The organism is Streptomyces sp. NPDC045695 (assembly GCF_056432025.1).
This window is the reverse complement of sequence record NZ_JBWKJU010000003.1, coordinates 25,741-42,412: the sequence shown is the minus strand read 5'-3', so window position 1 is coordinate 42,412 and position 16,672 is coordinate 25,741. Positions and strand designations below refer to the sequence as shown.

Annotated in this window: 13 protein-coding genes; 8 read left to right on the top strand and 5 right to left on the bottom strand. The window is 71.7% G+C overall.

Translation table 11 applies throughout. The features are described from left to right. The first annotated feature begins 85 nt into the window (after positions 1-85). The 4 genes from AC07DU_RS06540 to AC07DU_RS06525 all read left to right on the top strand — a co-directional run bounded on the left by AC07DU_RS06540 (position 86) and on the right by AC07DU_RS06525 (position 4,153). Positions 86-1,204, top strand: coding sequence for a 5-(carboxyamino)imidazole ribonucleotide synthase (locus tag AC07DU_RS06540; protein WP_360901238.1), 1,119 nt, complete (start codon positions 86-88; stop codon positions 1,202-1,204). Beyond that, on the top strand, positions 1,201-1,737 hold the full coding sequence (gene purE / locus AC07DU_RS06535; RefSeq protein ID WP_360901229.1) for a 5-(carboxyamino)imidazole ribonucleotide mutase: 537 nt from the start codon (positions 1,201-1,203) through the stop codon (positions 1,735-1,737). Before AC07DU_RS06540 ends, purE begins: the two co-directional genes overlap by 4 nt. After that, entirely contained in the window at positions 1,734-2,918 is a 1,185-nt protein-coding gene (locus AC07DU_RS06530; RefSeq protein WP_360901225.1) for a dipeptidase, read from the top strand. The genes purE and AC07DU_RS06530 overlap by 4 nt, the downstream gene beginning before the upstream one ends. A gap of 182 nt (positions 2,919-3,100) precedes the next feature. Beyond that, complete coding sequence (locus AC07DU_RS06525; protein WP_479109962.1) at positions 3,101-4,153, top strand: membrane dipeptidase; 1,053 nt, start codon at positions 3,101-3,103, stop codon at positions 4,151-4,153. A gap of 76 nt (positions 4,154-4,229) precedes the next feature. Here the strand turns inward: AC07DU_RS06525 and AC07DU_RS06520 are convergent, their stop codons facing one another. After that, positions 4,230-5,573 (bottom strand): UDP-glucose dehydrogenase family protein, encoded by a 1,344-nt coding sequence (locus AC07DU_RS06520; protein ID WP_360901219.1) that lies wholly within the window; start codon positions 5,571-5,573, stop codon positions 4,230-4,232. 206 nt (positions 5,574-5,779) lie between these two features. On the opposite strand from AC07DU_RS06520, the gene AC07DU_RS06515 reads away from it, so the two are divergent. Next, positions 5,780-6,937: an acyl-CoA dehydrogenase family protein gene (locus AC07DU_RS06515; protein ID WP_360901216.1), complete on the top strand. Its 1,158-nt coding sequence runs from the start codon at positions 5,780-5,782 to the stop codon at positions 6,935-6,937. A gap of 234 nt (positions 6,938-7,171) precedes the next feature. Continuing rightward, on the top strand, positions 7,172-8,254 hold the full coding sequence (gene manB, locus AC07DU_RS06510) for a mannose-1-phosphate guanylyltransferase (RefSeq protein WP_360901213.1): 1,083 nt from the start codon (positions 7,172-7,174) through the stop codon (positions 8,252-8,254). A gap of 78 nt (positions 8,255-8,332) precedes the next feature. Here the strand turns inward: manB and AC07DU_RS06505 are convergent, their stop codons facing one another. After that, positions 8,333-9,625 carry an LCP family protein gene (locus tag AC07DU_RS06505; RefSeq protein ID WP_479109960.1) on the bottom strand — a complete coding sequence of 431 codons (1,293 nt, stop codon included), beginning with the start codon at positions 9,623-9,625 and terminating at the stop codon, positions 8,333-8,335. A 105-nt stretch (positions 9,626-9,730) separates the two neighbouring features. Here AC07DU_RS06505 and AC07DU_RS06500 point away from each other — a divergent pair, with 105 nt between their 5' ends. Next, positions 9,731-10,267, top strand: a complete 537-nt coding sequence (locus tag AC07DU_RS06500) for an acyl-CoA thioesterase (RefSeq protein WP_360901207.1) — start codon at positions 9,731-9,733, stop codon at positions 10,265-10,267. 31 nt (positions 10,268-10,298) lie between these two features. Here the strand turns inward: AC07DU_RS06500 and AC07DU_RS06495 are convergent, their stop codons facing one another. Next, entirely contained in the window at positions 10,299-11,768 is a 1,470-nt protein-coding gene (locus AC07DU_RS06495; RefSeq protein ID WP_479109958.1) for an LCP family protein, read from the bottom strand. Between the two features lie 154 nt (positions 11,769-11,922). Here AC07DU_RS06495 and AC07DU_RS06490 point away from each other — a divergent pair, with 154 nt between their 5' ends. Then, positions 11,923-12,948 (top strand): glycosyltransferase family 2 protein, encoded by a 1,026-nt coding sequence (locus AC07DU_RS06490; RefSeq protein WP_360901201.1) that lies wholly within the window; start codon positions 11,923-11,925, stop codon positions 12,946-12,948. A gap of 100 nt (positions 12,949-13,048) precedes the next feature. On the opposite strand, the gene AC07DU_RS06485 is transcribed toward AC07DU_RS06490, so the two are convergent. Beyond that, positions 13,049-14,752, bottom strand: coding sequence for an LCP family protein (locus AC07DU_RS06485; protein WP_479109956.1), 1,704 nt, complete (start codon positions 14,750-14,752; stop codon positions 13,049-13,051). Between the two features lie 69 nt (positions 14,753-14,821). After that, entirely contained in the window at positions 14,822-16,546 is a 1,725-nt protein-coding gene (locus AC07DU_RS06480) for an LCP family protein (RefSeq protein WP_360901195.1), read from the bottom strand. Positions 16,547-16,672 lie beyond the last annotated feature (126 nt).

The window sequence follows — 16,672 nt, the reverse complement described above, 5'->3', positions numbered from 1 at the left end:
ACACCGCCCGGTCCGGGCCAGGGTCACGTCCGGATGGCGCAATACCGGCGGATATCCTGGAGGAGTGACGTTCCCGGTAGTCGGCATGGTCGGCGGCGGTCAGCTCGCCCGCATGACCCACGAGGCGGGTATCCCCCTCGGCATCAGATTCAAGCTCCTCAGTGACACCCCGCAGGACTCGGCGGCCCAGGTGGTGAGCGACGTCGTCATCGGCGACTATCGCGACCTGGAGACGCTGCGTGCCTTCGCGCGCGGCTGCGACGTGATCACTTTCGACCACGAGCATGTACCCACGGAGCACCTGCGGGCCCTGGAAGCGGACGGCATCCCCGTCCGCCCGGGGCCCGACGCCTTGGTACATGCCCAGGACAAGGGGGTGATGCGCGCCAAGCTCGACGAGATCGGCGCACCCAGCCCCCGCCACCGGATCGTGAGCGATCCGGCCGACGTATCCGCCTTCGCGGACGAGGTGGGCGGGTTCCCCGTCATCCTCAAGACCGTGCGCGGCGGCTACGACGGCAAGGGCGTGTGGTTCGTCCGCAGCCCTCAGGACGCGGAGGCCCCCTTCAAGGCGGGCGTCCCGGTCCTCGCGGAGGAGAAGGTCGATTACGTCCGCGAGCTCGCGGCCAACATCGTCCGCTCCCCGCACGGCCAGGCCGTGGCCTATCCCGTCGTGGAGTCCGTCCAGGTGGACGGGGTCTGCGACACGGTCATCGCCCCCGCCCCCAACCTCTCCGAGGCCCTGGCGGGCGAGGCCCAGGCCCTGGCCCTGCGCATCGCCGGGGAACTGGGCGTGACCGGCCACCTGGCGGTGGAGCTGTTCGAGACCACCGACGGCCGGATCCTGGTCAACGAGCTGGCCATGCGCCCGCACAACAGCGGCCACTGGACCCAGGACGGGGCCGTGACGTCGCAGTTCGCCAACCACGTACGGGCGGTCCTGGACCTCCCGCTGGGCGACCCGCGCCCCCGCGCCAAGTGGACGGTCATGGCGAACGTGCTGGGCGGGGACTACCCCGACATGTACGCGGCGTACCTGCACTGCATGGCCCACGACCCCCAGCTCAAGATCCACATGTACGGCAAGGACGTGAAACCCGGCCGCAAGGTCGGCCACGTCAACACCTACGGCGACGATCTGGACGATGTGCTGGAGCGCGCACGTCACGCAGCCGGCTACCTCAGAGGAACGATCACCGAATGAGCACCGCTACCGCAGCCCCCCTCGTCGGCATCGTCATGGGCTCGGACTCGGACTGGCCCGTCATGGAGGCCGCCGCCCAGGCCCTCGACGAGTTCGAGATCCCCTACGAGGTCGACGTCGTCTCCGCCCACCGGATGCCGCGCGAGATGGTGGCGTACGGGGAGCAGGCCGCCGAGCGCGGGCTGAAGGCGATCATCGCCGGCGCCGGCGGGGCCGCCCACCTGCCCGGCATGCTCGCCTCGGTGACCCCGCTGCCCGTCATCGGCGTCCCGGTGCCGCTGAAGTACCTCGACGGCATGGACTCCCTGCTGTCGATCGTCCAGATGCCCGCCGGGGTTCCCGTCGCCACGGTCTCCGTCGCCGGGGCGCGCAACGCCGGCCTGCTCGCCGTACGGATGCTGGCCGCGCACGACAAGGAGCTGCTGGCCCGGATGCGCGACTTCCAGCAGGAGCTCAACGACCAGGCCACCGAGAAGGGCAAGCGGCTGCGGACGAAGGTCGCGAACGCGGAGTCCTTCGGATTCGGCAAGTGAGCGCCGCGCAGCGTCTGGACGAGGCGCGCGCCCTGCTGGCCGAGCACCCCGTCGTGGACGGCCACAACGACCTGCCCTGGGCGCTGCGCGAGCAGGTGCGCTACGACCTGGCGCGACGGGACATCGGCGGTGACCAGTCGGCCCATCTGCACACCGACATCCCCCGGCTGCGCGCCGGCGGGGTCGGCGCGCAGTTCTGGTCCGTCTACGTCCGCTCCGACTACGCCGGTGACGAGGCGGTCAGCGCCACCCTGGAGCAGATCGACGTCGTCGCGCAGCTGATCGACCGTTACCCCCGCGACCTCGTCCGGGCGCTGACGGCGGACGACATGGAGGCGGCCCGCGCCGAGGGCCGGATCGCCTCGCTGATGGGCGCCGAGGGCGGCCACTCCATCAACAACTCGCTCGCCACGCTGCGCGCCCTGCACCAGCTGGGCGTGCGGTACATGACGCTCACGCACAACGACACGATCGACTGGGCGGACTCGGCGACCGACGAGCCCCGGCACGGCGGCCTGAGCGACTTCGGGCGCGAGGTCGTCCGCGAGATGAACCGCGTCGGCATGCTGGTGGACCTCTCGCACGTGGCGGCGACGACGATGCGCGACGCGCTCGCCGTCTCGGCCGCGCCGGTGGTCTTCTCGCACTCCTCGGCGCGGGCGGTGTGCGACCACCCGCGCAACATCCCGGACGACGTGCTGGCGATGCTGCCGGCCAACGGCGGCGTCGCGATGGCCACCTTCGTCCCGAAGTTCATCCTCCCGGCCGCCGTCGAGTGGACCCTGGCCGCGGACGAGAACCTGCGGGCGCACGGCTTCCACCACCTGGACACCACGCCCGAGGCGATGGCCCTGCACCGGGCCTTCGAGGCGCAGCGTCCGCGCCCGGTGGCGACGGCCGCCACGGTGGCCGACCACCTGGACCACATGCGCGAGGTGGCGGGCATCGACCACATCGGCATCGGAGGGGACTACGACGGCACGGCCTTCACCCCGTCCGGCCTGGACGACGTGGCCGGCTACCCGAACCTCGTCGCCGAGCTGCTGGCCCGCGGCTGGTCCAGGGCCGACCTGGCGAAGCTGACCTGGTCCAACGCGGTACGGGTGCTGCGCGACGCGGAAGCGGTGGCGCGCGAGCTGTCGGCGACCCGGGGGCCGTCGAACGCGGTGATCGCGGTCTAACCGCGGCTCGGCAGGGCCCGGCTGGTGCGGCGGCCCGGTGTGCCCGCAGGAACCGCAGGTCCCACACGACCTGCGGGGCCTGCGGGATCACCCGAATGCCACATCTGCCGGGCGGCTCCCGAGTCCCCCGTGTCACGGTGGCTGCATCTCTCCCTGCTGCCGCCGAGACCGGAGCCAAAGCCATGGCCGACCTGCAGGATGAACCCCAGTCCGTGGGCATCGGAGCCGAGGACCTCCCCGCAGCCGCGCACGCGGCAGCCGGCGCCCTCGACCGGGCCGCCGCACTGCTGTCCGTCCACCCCGTCGTGGACGGGTGCAACACCCTCGTCTGGACCCTGCGCCAGAGCCCGTACCACGACATCGACACCCCCGACACCGGTGTCGACACCGACATCCCGCGGCTGCGCGCCGGGGGAGTGGGGGCCCAGTTCTGGTCCCTGCTCGTACCGTCGACCGACGACCAGGTGGTCTCCGACACCCTGGAACAGATCGACGTGGCCCGGGCCCTGATCCGCCGCTACCCCGACAGCCTGTCCCTGGCGCTGGGCGCCGACGACATGGCCGACGCCCGCAACCGGGGCCGGATCGCCTCGTTCCTCGGCCCCGTGTCCGGCCGCACGCTGACGGATTCCCTGAGCCCGTTGCGGGCCTTCCACACGCTGGGCGTACGGATCCTCGCGCCCGCGGGAGCGTCCTGGGCGCGGGAGGAGCTGACGCCCTTCGGCCACGAGGTGGTCCGCGAGGCGAACCGGCTGGCGGTGCTGCTGGACCTCACCGGCTGCACGCCCGAGGTCGCCTGCGAGCTCGCGGCGGCCTCCAAGGCCCCGGTTGTCATCTCGAACACGGCCGCGGCCGCGCTCACCCCGCATCCGGGCAACGTGCCCGACGAGGTCCTGCTCGCCCTGCGCGAGGCACACGGCCTGGTGATGGTCGCGTTCGACATCGCGCGCACCGGGGAATCCCTGCACGCGGTCGCGGACCACCTCGACCACGTACGGGCGGTCGCGGGCCCGCACAGCGTCGGCCTCGGCGCCGCCTTCGGCATCGAGCCCCGCGCGCCGCGCCCCACCGGCCTGACCGACCCGTCGGGCTACCCCCGGCTGATCGCCGAGCTCCTGGAACGCGGCTGGTCGGAGTCCGACCTGGCCCTGCTGACCTGGGGCAACGCCCAGCGGGTCCTGCGCGACGCGGAATTCACCGCCCGCGCCGCCCACCACAAGCAGCCGGCCCAGTAACGCCCCGCCGCCCGCCCGGCCCCCGTACCGCCGCCGCCCCGCCCCGCCTCCCGCGGGACGGGGCGCGGCCCGTGCGTCAGAAGCGGGGGCGGCCCATCGCGCGGTAGGCCCAGCCCGCTTCGCGCCAGCGCTCGGCGTCCAGCGCGTTGCGGCCGTCCAGGACGAGGCGGTCCGTGACCACCGCGGCCAGCTCCGCCGGGTCGAGCTCGCGGAACTCGCGCCACTCGGTGAGGTGGAGCACGACGTCCGCGCCCCGGGCCGCCGCCAGCGCGGAGTCCGCGTAGCCGAGGGTCGGGAAGACGCGCCGGGCGTTGTCCATGCCCTTGGGGTCGTAGACGGTGACCTGCCCGCCCTGGAGGTGGATCTGCCCGGCCACGTTCAGCGCGGGCGAGTCCCGTACGTCGTCCGAGTCCGGCTTGAAGGTGGCGCCGAGTACGGCGACCCGCTTGCCGAGGAAGGAGCCGCCGACGGCGTCGCGGGCGAGCTCGACCATGTGTCCGCGCCGCCGCATGTTGATGGAGTCGACCTCGCGCAGGAAGGTCAGCGCCTGGTCGGCCCCCAACTCGCCGGCGCGCGCCATGAAGGCCCGGATGTCCTTGGGCAGGCAGCCGCCGCCGAAGCCGATCCCGGCCCGCAGGAACTTCGCGCCGATGCGCTCGTCGTAGCCGATGGCCTCGGCCAACTTGACCACGTCACCGCCGGCGGCCTCGCACACCTCCGCCATCGCGTTGATGAAGGAGATCTTCGTCGCGAGGAAGGAATTGGCGGCGGTCTTCACCAGCTCCGCCGTCGGGAAGTCCGTGACGACCAGCGGGGTCCCCTCCGACATCGGCGTCTCGTACACCTCCCGCAGCAGCTTCTCGCCTCGCTCGCCCTGCACGCCGATCACGATCCGGTCGGGGTGCAGGGTGTCCTGCACGGCGAAGCCCTCCCGCAGGAACTCCGGGTTCCAGGCCAGCTCCACGTCCGCGCCCGCCGGGGACAGCTCCGCCAGCTTCGCCGCGAGCCGCTCCGCCGAGCCCACCGGCACCGTCGACTTGCCCACGACCAGGACCGGCCGGGTCAGGTACGGGGCCAGCGAGGCCATCGCCGCGTCCACGTAGGACATGTCGCACGCGTACTCGCCGTGCTTCTGCGGAGTGTTCACGCACACGAAGTGGACGTCGCCGAACGCGCCGACCTCCTCCCAGGAGGTCGTGAACCGCAGCCGCCCCGTGGACCCGGGCAGCCCGGCCACGTGCTGGGCCAGCAGTTCCTCCAGCCCGGGCTCGTACATCGGCACCCGGCCCGACGCCAGCATCTCGATCTTCTCCGGGACCACGTCCAGCCCCAGCACCTCGAACCCCAGCTCCGCCATCGCCGCGGCGTGGGTCGCGCCGAGGTATCCGGTGCCGATCACAGTGATCCTGAGGGGGGCCATGGGTGCTCCAGAGGTGCGGGGCCGTTTGCGGCCACTGAGCATAGTCGGGCCCACCGGCGGGGACGTTCCCCAGGACACGACGGCTCTCGTCCCTTCTGTCACGCAACTCACGTGGGCCGTCCATATCGCCATCCGTGACCGGCCCACTAAGCTTGGGTTACTTAACGGTAGTTAGCACACGCATCACCCTTGGGGAGTGAGAGATCTTGGCGGGTTCTGCCGACTTCGACCTGTACCGCCCGGCCGAGGAGCACGACATGCTCCGCGAGTCCGTCCGCTCGCTCGCCGAGGCGAAGATCCTGCCGTTCGCGGCCGCGGTCGACGAGGAGGCCCGCTTCCCGCAGGAGGCCCTCGACGCCCTGGTCGCCAACGACCTGCACGCCGTCCACGTGCCGGAGAGCTACGGCGGCGCCGGCGCCGACGCGCTCGCCACCGTGATCGTGATCGAGGAGGTGGCCCGCGTCTGCGCGTCCTCCTCCCTCATCCCGGCCGTGAACAAGCTCGGCTCCCTCCCGGTGATCCTCTCCGGCTCCGAGGAGCTGAAGGCCAAGTACCTCGGCCCCCTGGCCAAGGGCGACGCGATGTTCTCGTACGCGCTCTCCGAGCCGGACGCGGGCTCCGACGCCGCCGGCATGAAGACCCGCGCCGTGCGCGACGGGGACTTCTGGGTCCTCAACGGCGTCAAGCGCTGGATCACCAACGCGGGCGTCTCCGAGTACTACACGGTCATGGCCGTGACCGACCCCGAGAAGCGCTCCAAGGGCATCAGCGCCTTCGTCGTCGAGAAGAGCGACGAGGGCGTCTCCTTCGGCGCCCCGGAGAAGAAGCTCGGCATCAAGGGCTCACCGACGTGCGAGGTCTACCTCGACAACGTCCGCATCCCCGCCGACCGCATGATCGGCGCCGAGGGCACCGGCTTCGCCACCGCCATGAAGACCCTGGACCACACCCGCATCACCATCGCGGCCCAGGCGCTCGGCATCGCGCAGGGCGCCCTGGACTACGCCAAGGGCTACGTCCAGGAGCGCAAGCAGTTCGGCAAGCCGATCGGCGACTTCCAGGGCGTGCAGTTCATGCTCGCGGACATGGCCATGAAGATCGAGGCCGCCCGCCAGCTGACCTACGCGGCCGCCGCCAAGTCCGAGCGCGTCGACGCCGACCTCACCTTCTTCGGCGCCGCGGCCAAGTGCTTCGCCTCCGACGTGGCCATGGAGGTCACCACGGACGCCGTCCAGCTGCTCGGCGGCTACGGCTACACCCGTGACTACCCGGTGGAGCGCATGATGCGCGACGCCAAGATCACGCAGATCTACGAAGGCACCAACCAGGTCCAGCGCATCGTGATGGCGAGGAACCTGCCGTAGCGGCGGGCCTCTGGCCTACCCGAACGCCAACGACCCCCGGCCGCGGCCGGGGGTCGTCCGGATGCCCGGCCCTGAAGCCGTGCCCGTCTCCGGAAAACCGGCCGTCCCGCGGCCCCGACGCCAACTGCCGGGCCGCGCCGACCCGTTCGCGTCCTGACGGCGGCGGCCCTGGAAGGCCCCCCGGATGGGCTAAATTTGGACCTTCGTACGCCGGAATCGGTTGGGGAGAACGCAATGACGGAAGCGATCCTGCTGGTCGGCGGACAGGGCACACGGTTGCGTCCCGTGACGGTGAACACGCCCAAGCCGATGGTCCCCACGGCAGGCGTCCCGTTCCTCGCCCACCAGATAGCCAGGGCCGCCGCCGCCGGTGTCACGCACATCGTGATGGCCACCTGCTACCTCGCCGAGGTCTTCGAGCCGTACTTCGGCGACGGGTCCGACTTCGGCCTCACCCTCGAATACGTGGTCGAGGACGAGCCGCTGGGGACCGGCGGCGCCATCCGCAACGCCGGGCAGCTCCTGACCGGGGGCCCGGACTCCTCCGTGCTCGTCTTCAACGGTGACATCCTCACCGGCCTGGACATCGCCGGCCTCGTCGAATCCCACGAGGCGGCCGACGCGGACGTCTCCCTGCACCTGGTCCGGGTCGAGGACCCGCGCGCCTTCGGCCTGGTACCCACCGACTCCGAGGGGCGGGTGCTGGCCTTCACGGAGAAGCCGCAGACCCCCGAGGAGATCATCACCGACCAGATCAACGCCGGCTGCTACGTCTTTCGCCGCAGCGTGATCGACGCCATCCCGGCCGGCCGCCCGGTCTCCGTGGAGCGCGAGACCTTCCCCGGCCTGCTCGCCTCCGGGGCCACGCTGCACGGGGTCACCGAGAACACCTACTGGATGGACCTCGGCAAGCCGGAGTCGATCATCCAGGCCTCCGCCGACCTGGTCCGCGGCGTCGTCTCCTCCCCGGCGGTCCCCGGCCGCCGCGGCGAGTCGCTGGTCCTGCCGGGCGCCCAGGTGGCGCCCGGGGCCAAGCTCTCGGGCGGCACCGTCGTCGGCGCCGGCGCCCGGATCGAGGCCGGCGCGGTCGTCCAGGGCTGCATCGTCCTCGACGACGCCGTGATCGGCCCGGACGCGCAGCTGAACGCCAGCCTGATCGGCGCGCGCGCCGAGGTGGGCGCGCGGACCGTGCTCGACGGCGCCGTCATCGGCGACGGGGCGGCCGTGGGGGCCGACAACGAACTGCGCGCCGGGGCCCGGGTGTGGTGCGGGGCGCAGCTGCCCGCCGCCGCCATCCGCTTTTCCCCGGACGCCTGATCCCCTTCGGGGCAGGGAGCACGGCCGCGGGCGGTCCCGCGGCCGGTCACCCGATCGGCCCAGCGGCCGGTCACCCGGTCAGTTCCCGCGTACGGTGACCTTCTCGTCGTTCTGGATCTGCTTGACCAGCTGCTGCACCTTCGCCTTGTCCCAGACGAGGTTTCCGCCGCGCTGCCCGGAGATCGGCATGTTCATCGAGACGCCGTCCCCTCCGTTGACGCCCTTCATCGCGAAGAACATCTGGCCCATGTCGTACAGGCCCATGTCCTTGTCCACGATCAGGGTGTCCAGGCCGGCGCCCAGCAGCGGGTAGAGCTCGAACGGGTTGAGCACGGTGGACGGGGTGGCCGCCTGGCTCGCCAGCGCCGACAGGAACTTCTGCTGGTTCTTCGTCCGCTGGAGGTCCGACTCGGCGAAGGCGTACCGGGTGCGCACGAAGGCCAGGGACTGCTCGCCGTTGAGCGTCTGCTTGCCCGCCTTGAAGTCGGCGCCCGACTTCTCGTCCTTGAAGCCCTCCTCGATGTCGAGCTCCACACCGCCCAGCGCGTCCACGATGTTCGCGAAGCCGGCGAAGCCGATCTCCGCGTAGTGGTCGATGCGCAGCCCGGTGTTGAACTCCACCGTCCGCACCAGCAGCTCGGGGCCGTCCTCCGCGTACGCGGCGTTGAGCTTGACCCGCCGCCCCTGCGCGGGGAACTTCTTGCCGGACTGCGAGCCGACGAAGGACGGGATCTCCACGTCCGAGTCGCGCGGCAGCGAGATCATGGTGTTCCCGATGGAGCACTTCGCCAGGATCATCATCGAGTCGGTCCGCTTGCCCTCGGCCGAGCCCGTGTGGAGCTTCTTCTTCTCCTCGTCGGACATGCCCTCGCGGCTGTCGGAGCCCACGATCAGGTACGTCGTGCAGTCGCCCTCCTTGGGGCGCTCGATGACCTTGGAGAGGTCCACCTCGCGCCGCACCTTGGAGTCGGCCCAGAAGTAGGTGGCGACCGAGGTCACCAGCAGCGCGGAGACCAGCACGATCGAGCCGACCTTGATCCGCTTGCGCCAGTCCGGGGCGGAGCCGGGCACCCGGCCGGGGCCGGACGGCCCGCCGGGACCGGCCGGGCCGCCCGGGGCTCCGCCCGCGGGCGATCCGTAGACCTGGCCGGTGTTGTAACCGGTGTCGTAACCGCTGTACGCGTCGGGGCCCTGCGCCTGCTGGGCGGGCACCGACGGGCGCGAGGGCTGCGCGGGGCGCGGGGGCTGCGGGGGCCGCTGCGGCTGGGGCTGCTGCCGCTGGACGTGCCGCATCCGCTGCGCGCCCTCGGGCTGCGGCTGCGCGCTGCCGTGTCCGTACCCGCCTTCACGACCTTCTGGCCAGTCATTCATGTGCCAAGGATGCCTGCCCGCGAGCGGCGTCCGACAGCCCGGGGGCCGATCCGTTCCGGGGCTGTTGCGAAGCTGATGCCTCTGGTACGGCTCTAAGGTATCTGTATGACTCAGATACCGGGCGAGCTGCCCGGGAAGCCGACCGCGGCCTCCCGTACGACCCTCAGCCACATCATGACCGCGAACGACACCAACCTCCTCGGCACGGTGCACGGTGGCGTGATCATGAAGCTGGTGGACGACGCGGCCGGCGCGGTGGCGGGCCGTCACTCCGGCGGCCCCGCCGTGACCGCCTCCATGGACGAGATGGTCTTCCTCGCGCCGGTGCGTGTGGGGGACCTCGTCCACGTCAAGGCCCAGTGCAACTGGACCGGCCGCTCCTCCATGGAGATCGGCGTACGCGTCCTCGCGGAGCGGTGGAACGAGTCCACCCCCGCCACCCAGGTCGGCACCGCCTACCTCGTCTTCGCCGCGGTGGACGCCGAGGGCAAGCCCCGCACCGTCCCGCCCGTCCTCCCGGAGACGGAACAGGACGAGCGGCGCTACCAGGAGGCCCAGATCCGCCGCACCCACCGCCTCGCCCGCCGCCAGGCGATCAAGGCGCTGCGCGAGGAGCGCGCCGCCCAGGGCTTCGACGACTAGCAGGGCTCCGGCGACCAGGGCTCCGGCGCCGTCAGGTCCCGCACACCACCTGGTCGCCCGAGACCACCTGGACGGCGCCGCCCTGGTACGGGTCCTCCGCGCGCACCGGCACCACCTTGCGGTAGTCCGAGCCCGCGATGACCTGGACCGTCCGCCCCTGGCCCGGCACCGCCCGCAGCTCGCTGCCCGGCAGCGCGGTCGCCACCGACCGGGCCGAGCGGTCCCAGCGCGGGTCGTACGTGATCACCGTGCGCTTGACGTCGCGGCCGGCGCCGTTGCCCGGGGCCCGCGTGGTGTCGAAGCCGGTGGCGCGCAGCGCCGCGTCGACGCGGCCGCCCAGCCCGTCGATCCGGGTCCCGTTCTCCACCTGGACCCGGACCTGCTGCGGCGGCACGTCCACCGGCACGGCCACGGGCCGGGCGGCGCTCTTCCCGGGCGGCGGCGGCGCGAGCGGCCGGTCCTGGCGCACGGCCTCGAACAGCTTGGCCGCCTTGGCCTCGTCCCACTTCACGGTGGAGCCGATGCCCTTGACCGGGAAGGAGGAGCTGCCGATGGGCACCGAGGCGAACTCCGACGACGACGGGGTGAAGTCGCGCATCGCCTGGCCGAGGGCCAGCATCTGCTCGGAGCCGAAGCCCCGGTCGGCCCGGACCGAGCCGAGCAGCGTGGAGCTGACCTCCTTGAACTTCACCGGGTTCAGCAGTACCCCGCTGCCGGTCGCCTGCTTGATCAGCGCGGCGAGGAACCGCTGCTGGCGCTGCATCCGGCCCAGGTCGGAGGCACCGTCGACATGGCGCGAGCGCACGTACTGCAGGGCCTGTCCGCCGCTGAGGCGGTGGTTGCCGGGCAGCAGGTCGAGGCCGGTGTTCGGGTCGCGCATGGTCTTGGCCGTGCAGACGTCCACGCCGCCCATCGCGTCGACCGTCTTCATGAAGCTGGTGAAATCGACCTCCAGGTAGTGGTCGATCTTCACCCGGGTCATGTTCTCGACGGTCCGCACGGTCAGGTGGGGCCCGCCCTCCGCGTACGCGGCGTTCAGCTTCACGGGATGCGGCTTGTGCGCCTTGCCGGTGACCAGGTCCAGGTGGGCGGGCACCTCGGCGTAGCTGTCGCGGGGCAGGCTGATCACGCTCGCCCGCTCCTTGTCCGCCGACAGGTGCACCAGCATGATCGTGTCCGTGCAGTGGCAGGGCGCCCCGCCCAGGCGGTACTCGCGCTTCTCCTCGGGGCTGATCTTCTCCCGCCCGTCGGTGCCGACGAGCAGGAAGTTGAGGCCGTGCCCGGCCTGCGGGCGGTTCTTCATGTCCTTGAAGGGGTCCACCCGCTCGATCCCGGTGTCCAGTCCGGTCATCACGGCGTGCCCGATGGCGCCGGAGCCCAGCACCACGACCGCGGCCCCCGCGGCGATCCGCACCCCCCACCGGGGGCGCTCGCCCCGGCGCTGCGCTGGGCGAGCCCTGGCGGGACGGTGGGGACGGTGCGGCTGGGGCACGGTGGACACCTCCGCGGAGCAGCAGGGGACGGTCGGCGGATCAGCTGATGGGTCCGCACAGTAGGCCCATACGATCAGCGTCTGTCCTTACTGCTCACTCGGCGCGCACCCGGTTCCCCCGTACGCGGTAACGTGACACCGATACCCGACCTTGAAGGACCACATGCCCGCCCAGCAGCCCGCAGTCTCGGTGATCATGCCGGTGCTCAATGAGGAGCACTACCTCCGCGATTCCGTCCGCCACATCCTGCAACAGGAGTACGCGGGCGAGATGGAGGTGGTGATCGCACTCGGGCCCTCCACGGACCGCACCGACGAGATCGCCGCCGAACTCGTCGCCGAGGATCCCCGAGTCCACACCGTCCCGAACCCCACCGGCCGGACCCCGGCGGCGCTCAACGCCGCCATCAAGGCCTCGCGTCACCCGATCGTGGTACGCGTGGACGGCCACGGCATGCTCTCGCCGAGCTACATCGCCACCGCCGTCCGCCTCCTGGAGGAGACCGGCGCGCAGAACGTCGGCGGCATCATGCACGCCGAGGGCGAGAACGCCTGGGAGGAGGCCGTCGCCGCCGCGATGACCTCGCGGATCGGCGTCGGCAACGCGCCCTTCCACACCGGAGGCCAGGCGGGACCGGCCGAGACCGTCTACCTCGGTGTCTTCCGCCGCGAGGCGCTGGAGCAGCAGGGCGGGTACAACGAGGAGTTCATCCGCGCCCAGGACTGGGAGCTGAACTTCCGCATCCGCGAGGCCGGCGGCCTGATCTGGTTCTCGCCGGAGCTGAAGGTCCAGTACCGCCCGCGGCGCTCCGTACGGGCCCTGGCCAAGCAGTACAAGGACTACGGCCGCTGGCGCCACGTGGTGGCGCGCTACCACGCGGGCTCCATCAACCCGCGCTACCTGGCCCCGCCGACCCTCGTCTGCGCCCTCGCGGCGGGGGTGGTGGTGGGCGCGAGCGTCAGCCCGCTGGGCTTCGCCGTCCCGGCCGGCTATCTCGCGGCGATCGCCGTGGGCTCCGTCCCGGCGGGCAGGGGCCTGCCGCTGAAGGCCCGGGCGCAGATCCCCGTGGCCCTGGCCACCATGCACCTGTGCTGGGGCTTCGGCTTCCTGACGAGCCCGCGCGCCCTCGCGAACAAGCTCATCGCGAGCCGCCGCCCGGCCGCGCACCAGGGCGCCGCGCAGGTCTGACCCGTACGAACCCGTACGAAGGGGCCCGGCGCGGTGGCTGCGATCTACGCAGCCGCCGCACCGGGCCCCTTTCGCGTACCTGCTACCAGGCAGGCACCTGCTACCAGGTGAAGCCCGGCTGGATGGCCATGCACGCCTTGTCGTTGTCACCGTTGAGCGCGTGCGCCGACGTCGGGGCCACGGTCGGGGCCGGCGGCGGCGCGGCCGGCGCGGTGCCGGTCCGCCAGTCCTTGCCGACGAACAGGACGATCCCGGTGACCTCGTCGGTCTTCTGCACGGCGCCGGCCGGCAGGCCGAGCGCGGTGGCCACCGCCGTGGCGTCGGCCGCCTGGGCGTCGGTGGCGAAGCGGATCACCGTGGTGTCCTCGGCGCCCGTCTGGGTCTCGGCGGCGGCCTTGGTGAAGCCCTTGCCGGCCAGCAGGGCCGCGACGTCGTTCGCCCGGTTCTTGACCCTGGCCTCGGCGCCGGCCTTGCCGCCGGTGGCGTTGCGGACGGAGACCGCGATCTTCGCGGGCGGCGCGGCCGGTGCCAGGCTCGGCTGGGCCGGAGCGCTCGGTGCGGCCGGGCTCGCGGAGGCGCCCGGCGAGGGGGCGGCGCCGCCCGCCGGGGTCCCGGAGCCCTTGCCGTCCAGCGCGATGTCCTCGCGGACCATCCGGAACAGGTCCTCGGCCTCACCGGGCAGCGGCTCGACGCGTCCGTCCATGCCGGGCCGCGTGCTGTAGAACCACGGCATGGTGGTCATGGTGATCCGGCCCGGCGGGACCTTCTTGAGCTCCATGCTGAGGTCGTACAGCTTGTCGATCTTGTTCAGGCCGTTGTCCACGACCATGGCCTTGATGGCGGCCTGCGCCAGGCTGTTGAGCTTGCCCGGGTTGGTGAGCTTGGCGTTCTTGCGGAACTCGCGGGCCATCGAGGTCATGTACTGGTGCTGGGCGTGGGTGCGGCCGATGTCAGTGCCGTCCTCGAAGCCGTAGCGGGTGCGCAGCCACTGCAGGGCCTGCTCGCCCTGGATGACGTTGTCGCCCTTGGGCAGCTTCAGGCCGGAGCCCTTGCCGTCGCGGGTGCGCGACTCCACGTTCTGCTCGACGCAGACGGGGACACCGCCGATGGCGTCCGCCATCGAGACCACGCCCTTGAAGTCGATCATCATGAAGTGATCGATGGGTATCTTGGTCAGCTCGGTCCAGGCGGCGACCGTACAGCCCGGTCCGCCCCGCTGGAGCGACTCGTTCGTCTGCACCAGGCCCTTGCTGGCGGGGTACACCTTGCCGCCCGGCTCGGTGCACTTGGGCATCATCAGGATCGTGTCGCGGGGCATGGACACCACGGACATGTTGCTGCGGTCCGCCGACAGGTGCAGCAGCATCTGCACGTCCGCGAGCGGCGGGCCGTCGAAGGTGTCGCTGGCGCCGCCGAGGGCCTGGTTCGCCTCGTCGTCGCGCGCGTCGGAGCCGATGAGCAGGATGTTCAGCGGGGTCTGCCCGAAGGCGTTGGGCTTGGAGCCGCCCAGTTTGGTCTCGCCGAGGTTCAGCGCGTCCGTCTTGATGCTGCCGTTCAGATGGCGGTAGTACAGGTATCCGGCCGCCCCGGTGCCGAGTATGAGCAGGGACAGTACGGAGGCCACCCAGCGCAGCACGCGCCGCCGGCCCCGTCTGTTGCGGCCGCCGCCGGCCGCCGCCCGGCGGGCGGCCCGGGAGCCGGCCCGTGGTGCGGGCACCGAGCCGGGCGCGTCCGCGCCGCCGCCGGAGGTGTCCCCGGCGGCCTGGGCGGTCGCCCCCTCCCCTCGCACGCTGCTGTGCCTCACACGTCCCCCTCAAGATCCTTCTTGGTCGATGATGCGCCGGCGGACCGGCAGTGCCCCGTTGTGCGGTGATTACTTGGCGCAGACGGCCTTGTCGGCCTGAGCCTGCTGGACGTCCGCGGGCAGCTCCTGCGGCACCGGAGGCGCCAGTGGGGCGCCCGGCTGCTGGAAGTCCGGACCCAGTGTCAGCTTCATCGGGGTCTTCGCCCCCGCGTCCGCCGTCCCCATCTTCAGCGCGGTGACCGGCAGCCCCAGCGCGTCCGCCAGCGCCCGGGCCTGGTCGGCCTGGTTGGGCGCGTACTCCAGCTGCGTGGCACCGACCTTCGCGGGCGCGTTGCCGCGGTTGCTGGCCTTGTTCATGCCCTTGGTGTTCTGGAGCCAGTTCAGCGTGGTGGAGGCGGCGCCCTTGGGGCCGCCGCCGTTGTAGACGTCCACGCGTACGTCCGCGGCGGGAGCCCGGTTGCCCTGGAGCAACGCGTCCTGCCTGGCCTTCGCCTCGGCGTCGGCCGCCTCCTTCTGCGCCTGCTCCTTCTTCTCGACCTCGGTGAGCGAGACGTCCCCGCGGATCATCTGGAGCAGCGGGTCGGCGAGGGCCTGGTTGACCACGACGGTCGCCTTGACCTTCTCGGCCGGGTTGTCGAGCACCGGCAGGGTCGTGAAGGTGATGTTCTTGAGGTCGATGTCCTTCAACTCGCCCGCCAGATCGGTGAGCTTGTTGATGGAGCCCAGACCCTGATCCACGGTCAGCGACTTGGTGGCCGCCTCCGCGAGCGAGAAGAACTTCTTCGGACTGGTCAGCGTCTCCTTCGACTTCATCTCGCGCATCATCGAACCGAGGAACTGCTGCTGGGTCTTGATCCGGTCCAGGTCGCTCTCGTTGCCGAAGGCGTGCCGGGTCCGTACGAACGCGAGCGCCTGCTCGCCCGACAGCCTGTGCTCGCCCTTGGTCAGCTTGAGCTTGGAGTCCTCGTCGTCGACGTCCTTGTCCAGGCAGACGGGCACGCCGCCGACCGCGGTGCTCAGGGTCTTCACCGCGTTGAAGTCGACCATCATGAAGTTGTCGACCTCGATGCCGGTGATGCCCTTGACCGTGCGCATCGTGCAGCCCGCGTCGCGCCCCTCCTGGCCCAGGCTGGTGTTGAAGCGCGTGCCCTTCGTGCCGCGGATCTCCTTGGTCGATCCGTCGGGCTGCTTCGTCGGGCAGGACGGGATGTCGGTGATCAGGTCGCGCGGAATGGACAGCGCGGTGGCGTTGCTGCGGTCCTTGGCGATGTGGAACAGGATCGTGGTGTCGGCGTGGCCGACGCTGTCCTTGTCCCCGTAGCCCTCGTTGCCGGCGCCGCTGCGCTTGTCGGTGCCGATGACCAGGATGTTGATGGCCTGGTCCTTCTTGAACCCGCCGGTGCCCGCGCCCGCGACATCGGTGACGCTGAGGTTGCCGTTCAGGTGGTCGTAGTAGAGGTACGCGGCGGTGGCGCCGCCGACCAGCAGGAACGCCAGCGTCACACTGGTGACGACCAGCGCCTTCTTGCGGCGTCCCCCGCCCCCGCCCCCGCCCTTGCGGCCACCGCGCCGGCCTCCGGGCGGGCCGTCGCCGGGCCGGGGCTTGGGTACGGCCGGGGAGGGGCTGGTGGGGGCGGTGGGGGCGGACGTGGATCTGCGCGGCGCGGCGACCGTGGGCCGCTGCTGCGCTGCGGAGTCGCCCAGTCGCAGTTCGTAGTGGCCGGTGCGGGGGTTGAGCACCCACTGGTCTGCGGGGTCGATTTCGTCTGCCCGCCCACGGCTGTGCGCATCCACGGTTGCTCGAGTCCTCCGTCGGGTGCCTCGCGACGCGCCTCCCCCGGGCGCACGGTCAACGATCCGGCTGCTGGCACCCGGTCTCTGGTCCGGCCGGGCACCGGATCGCTCACCTTATCCGCCCTG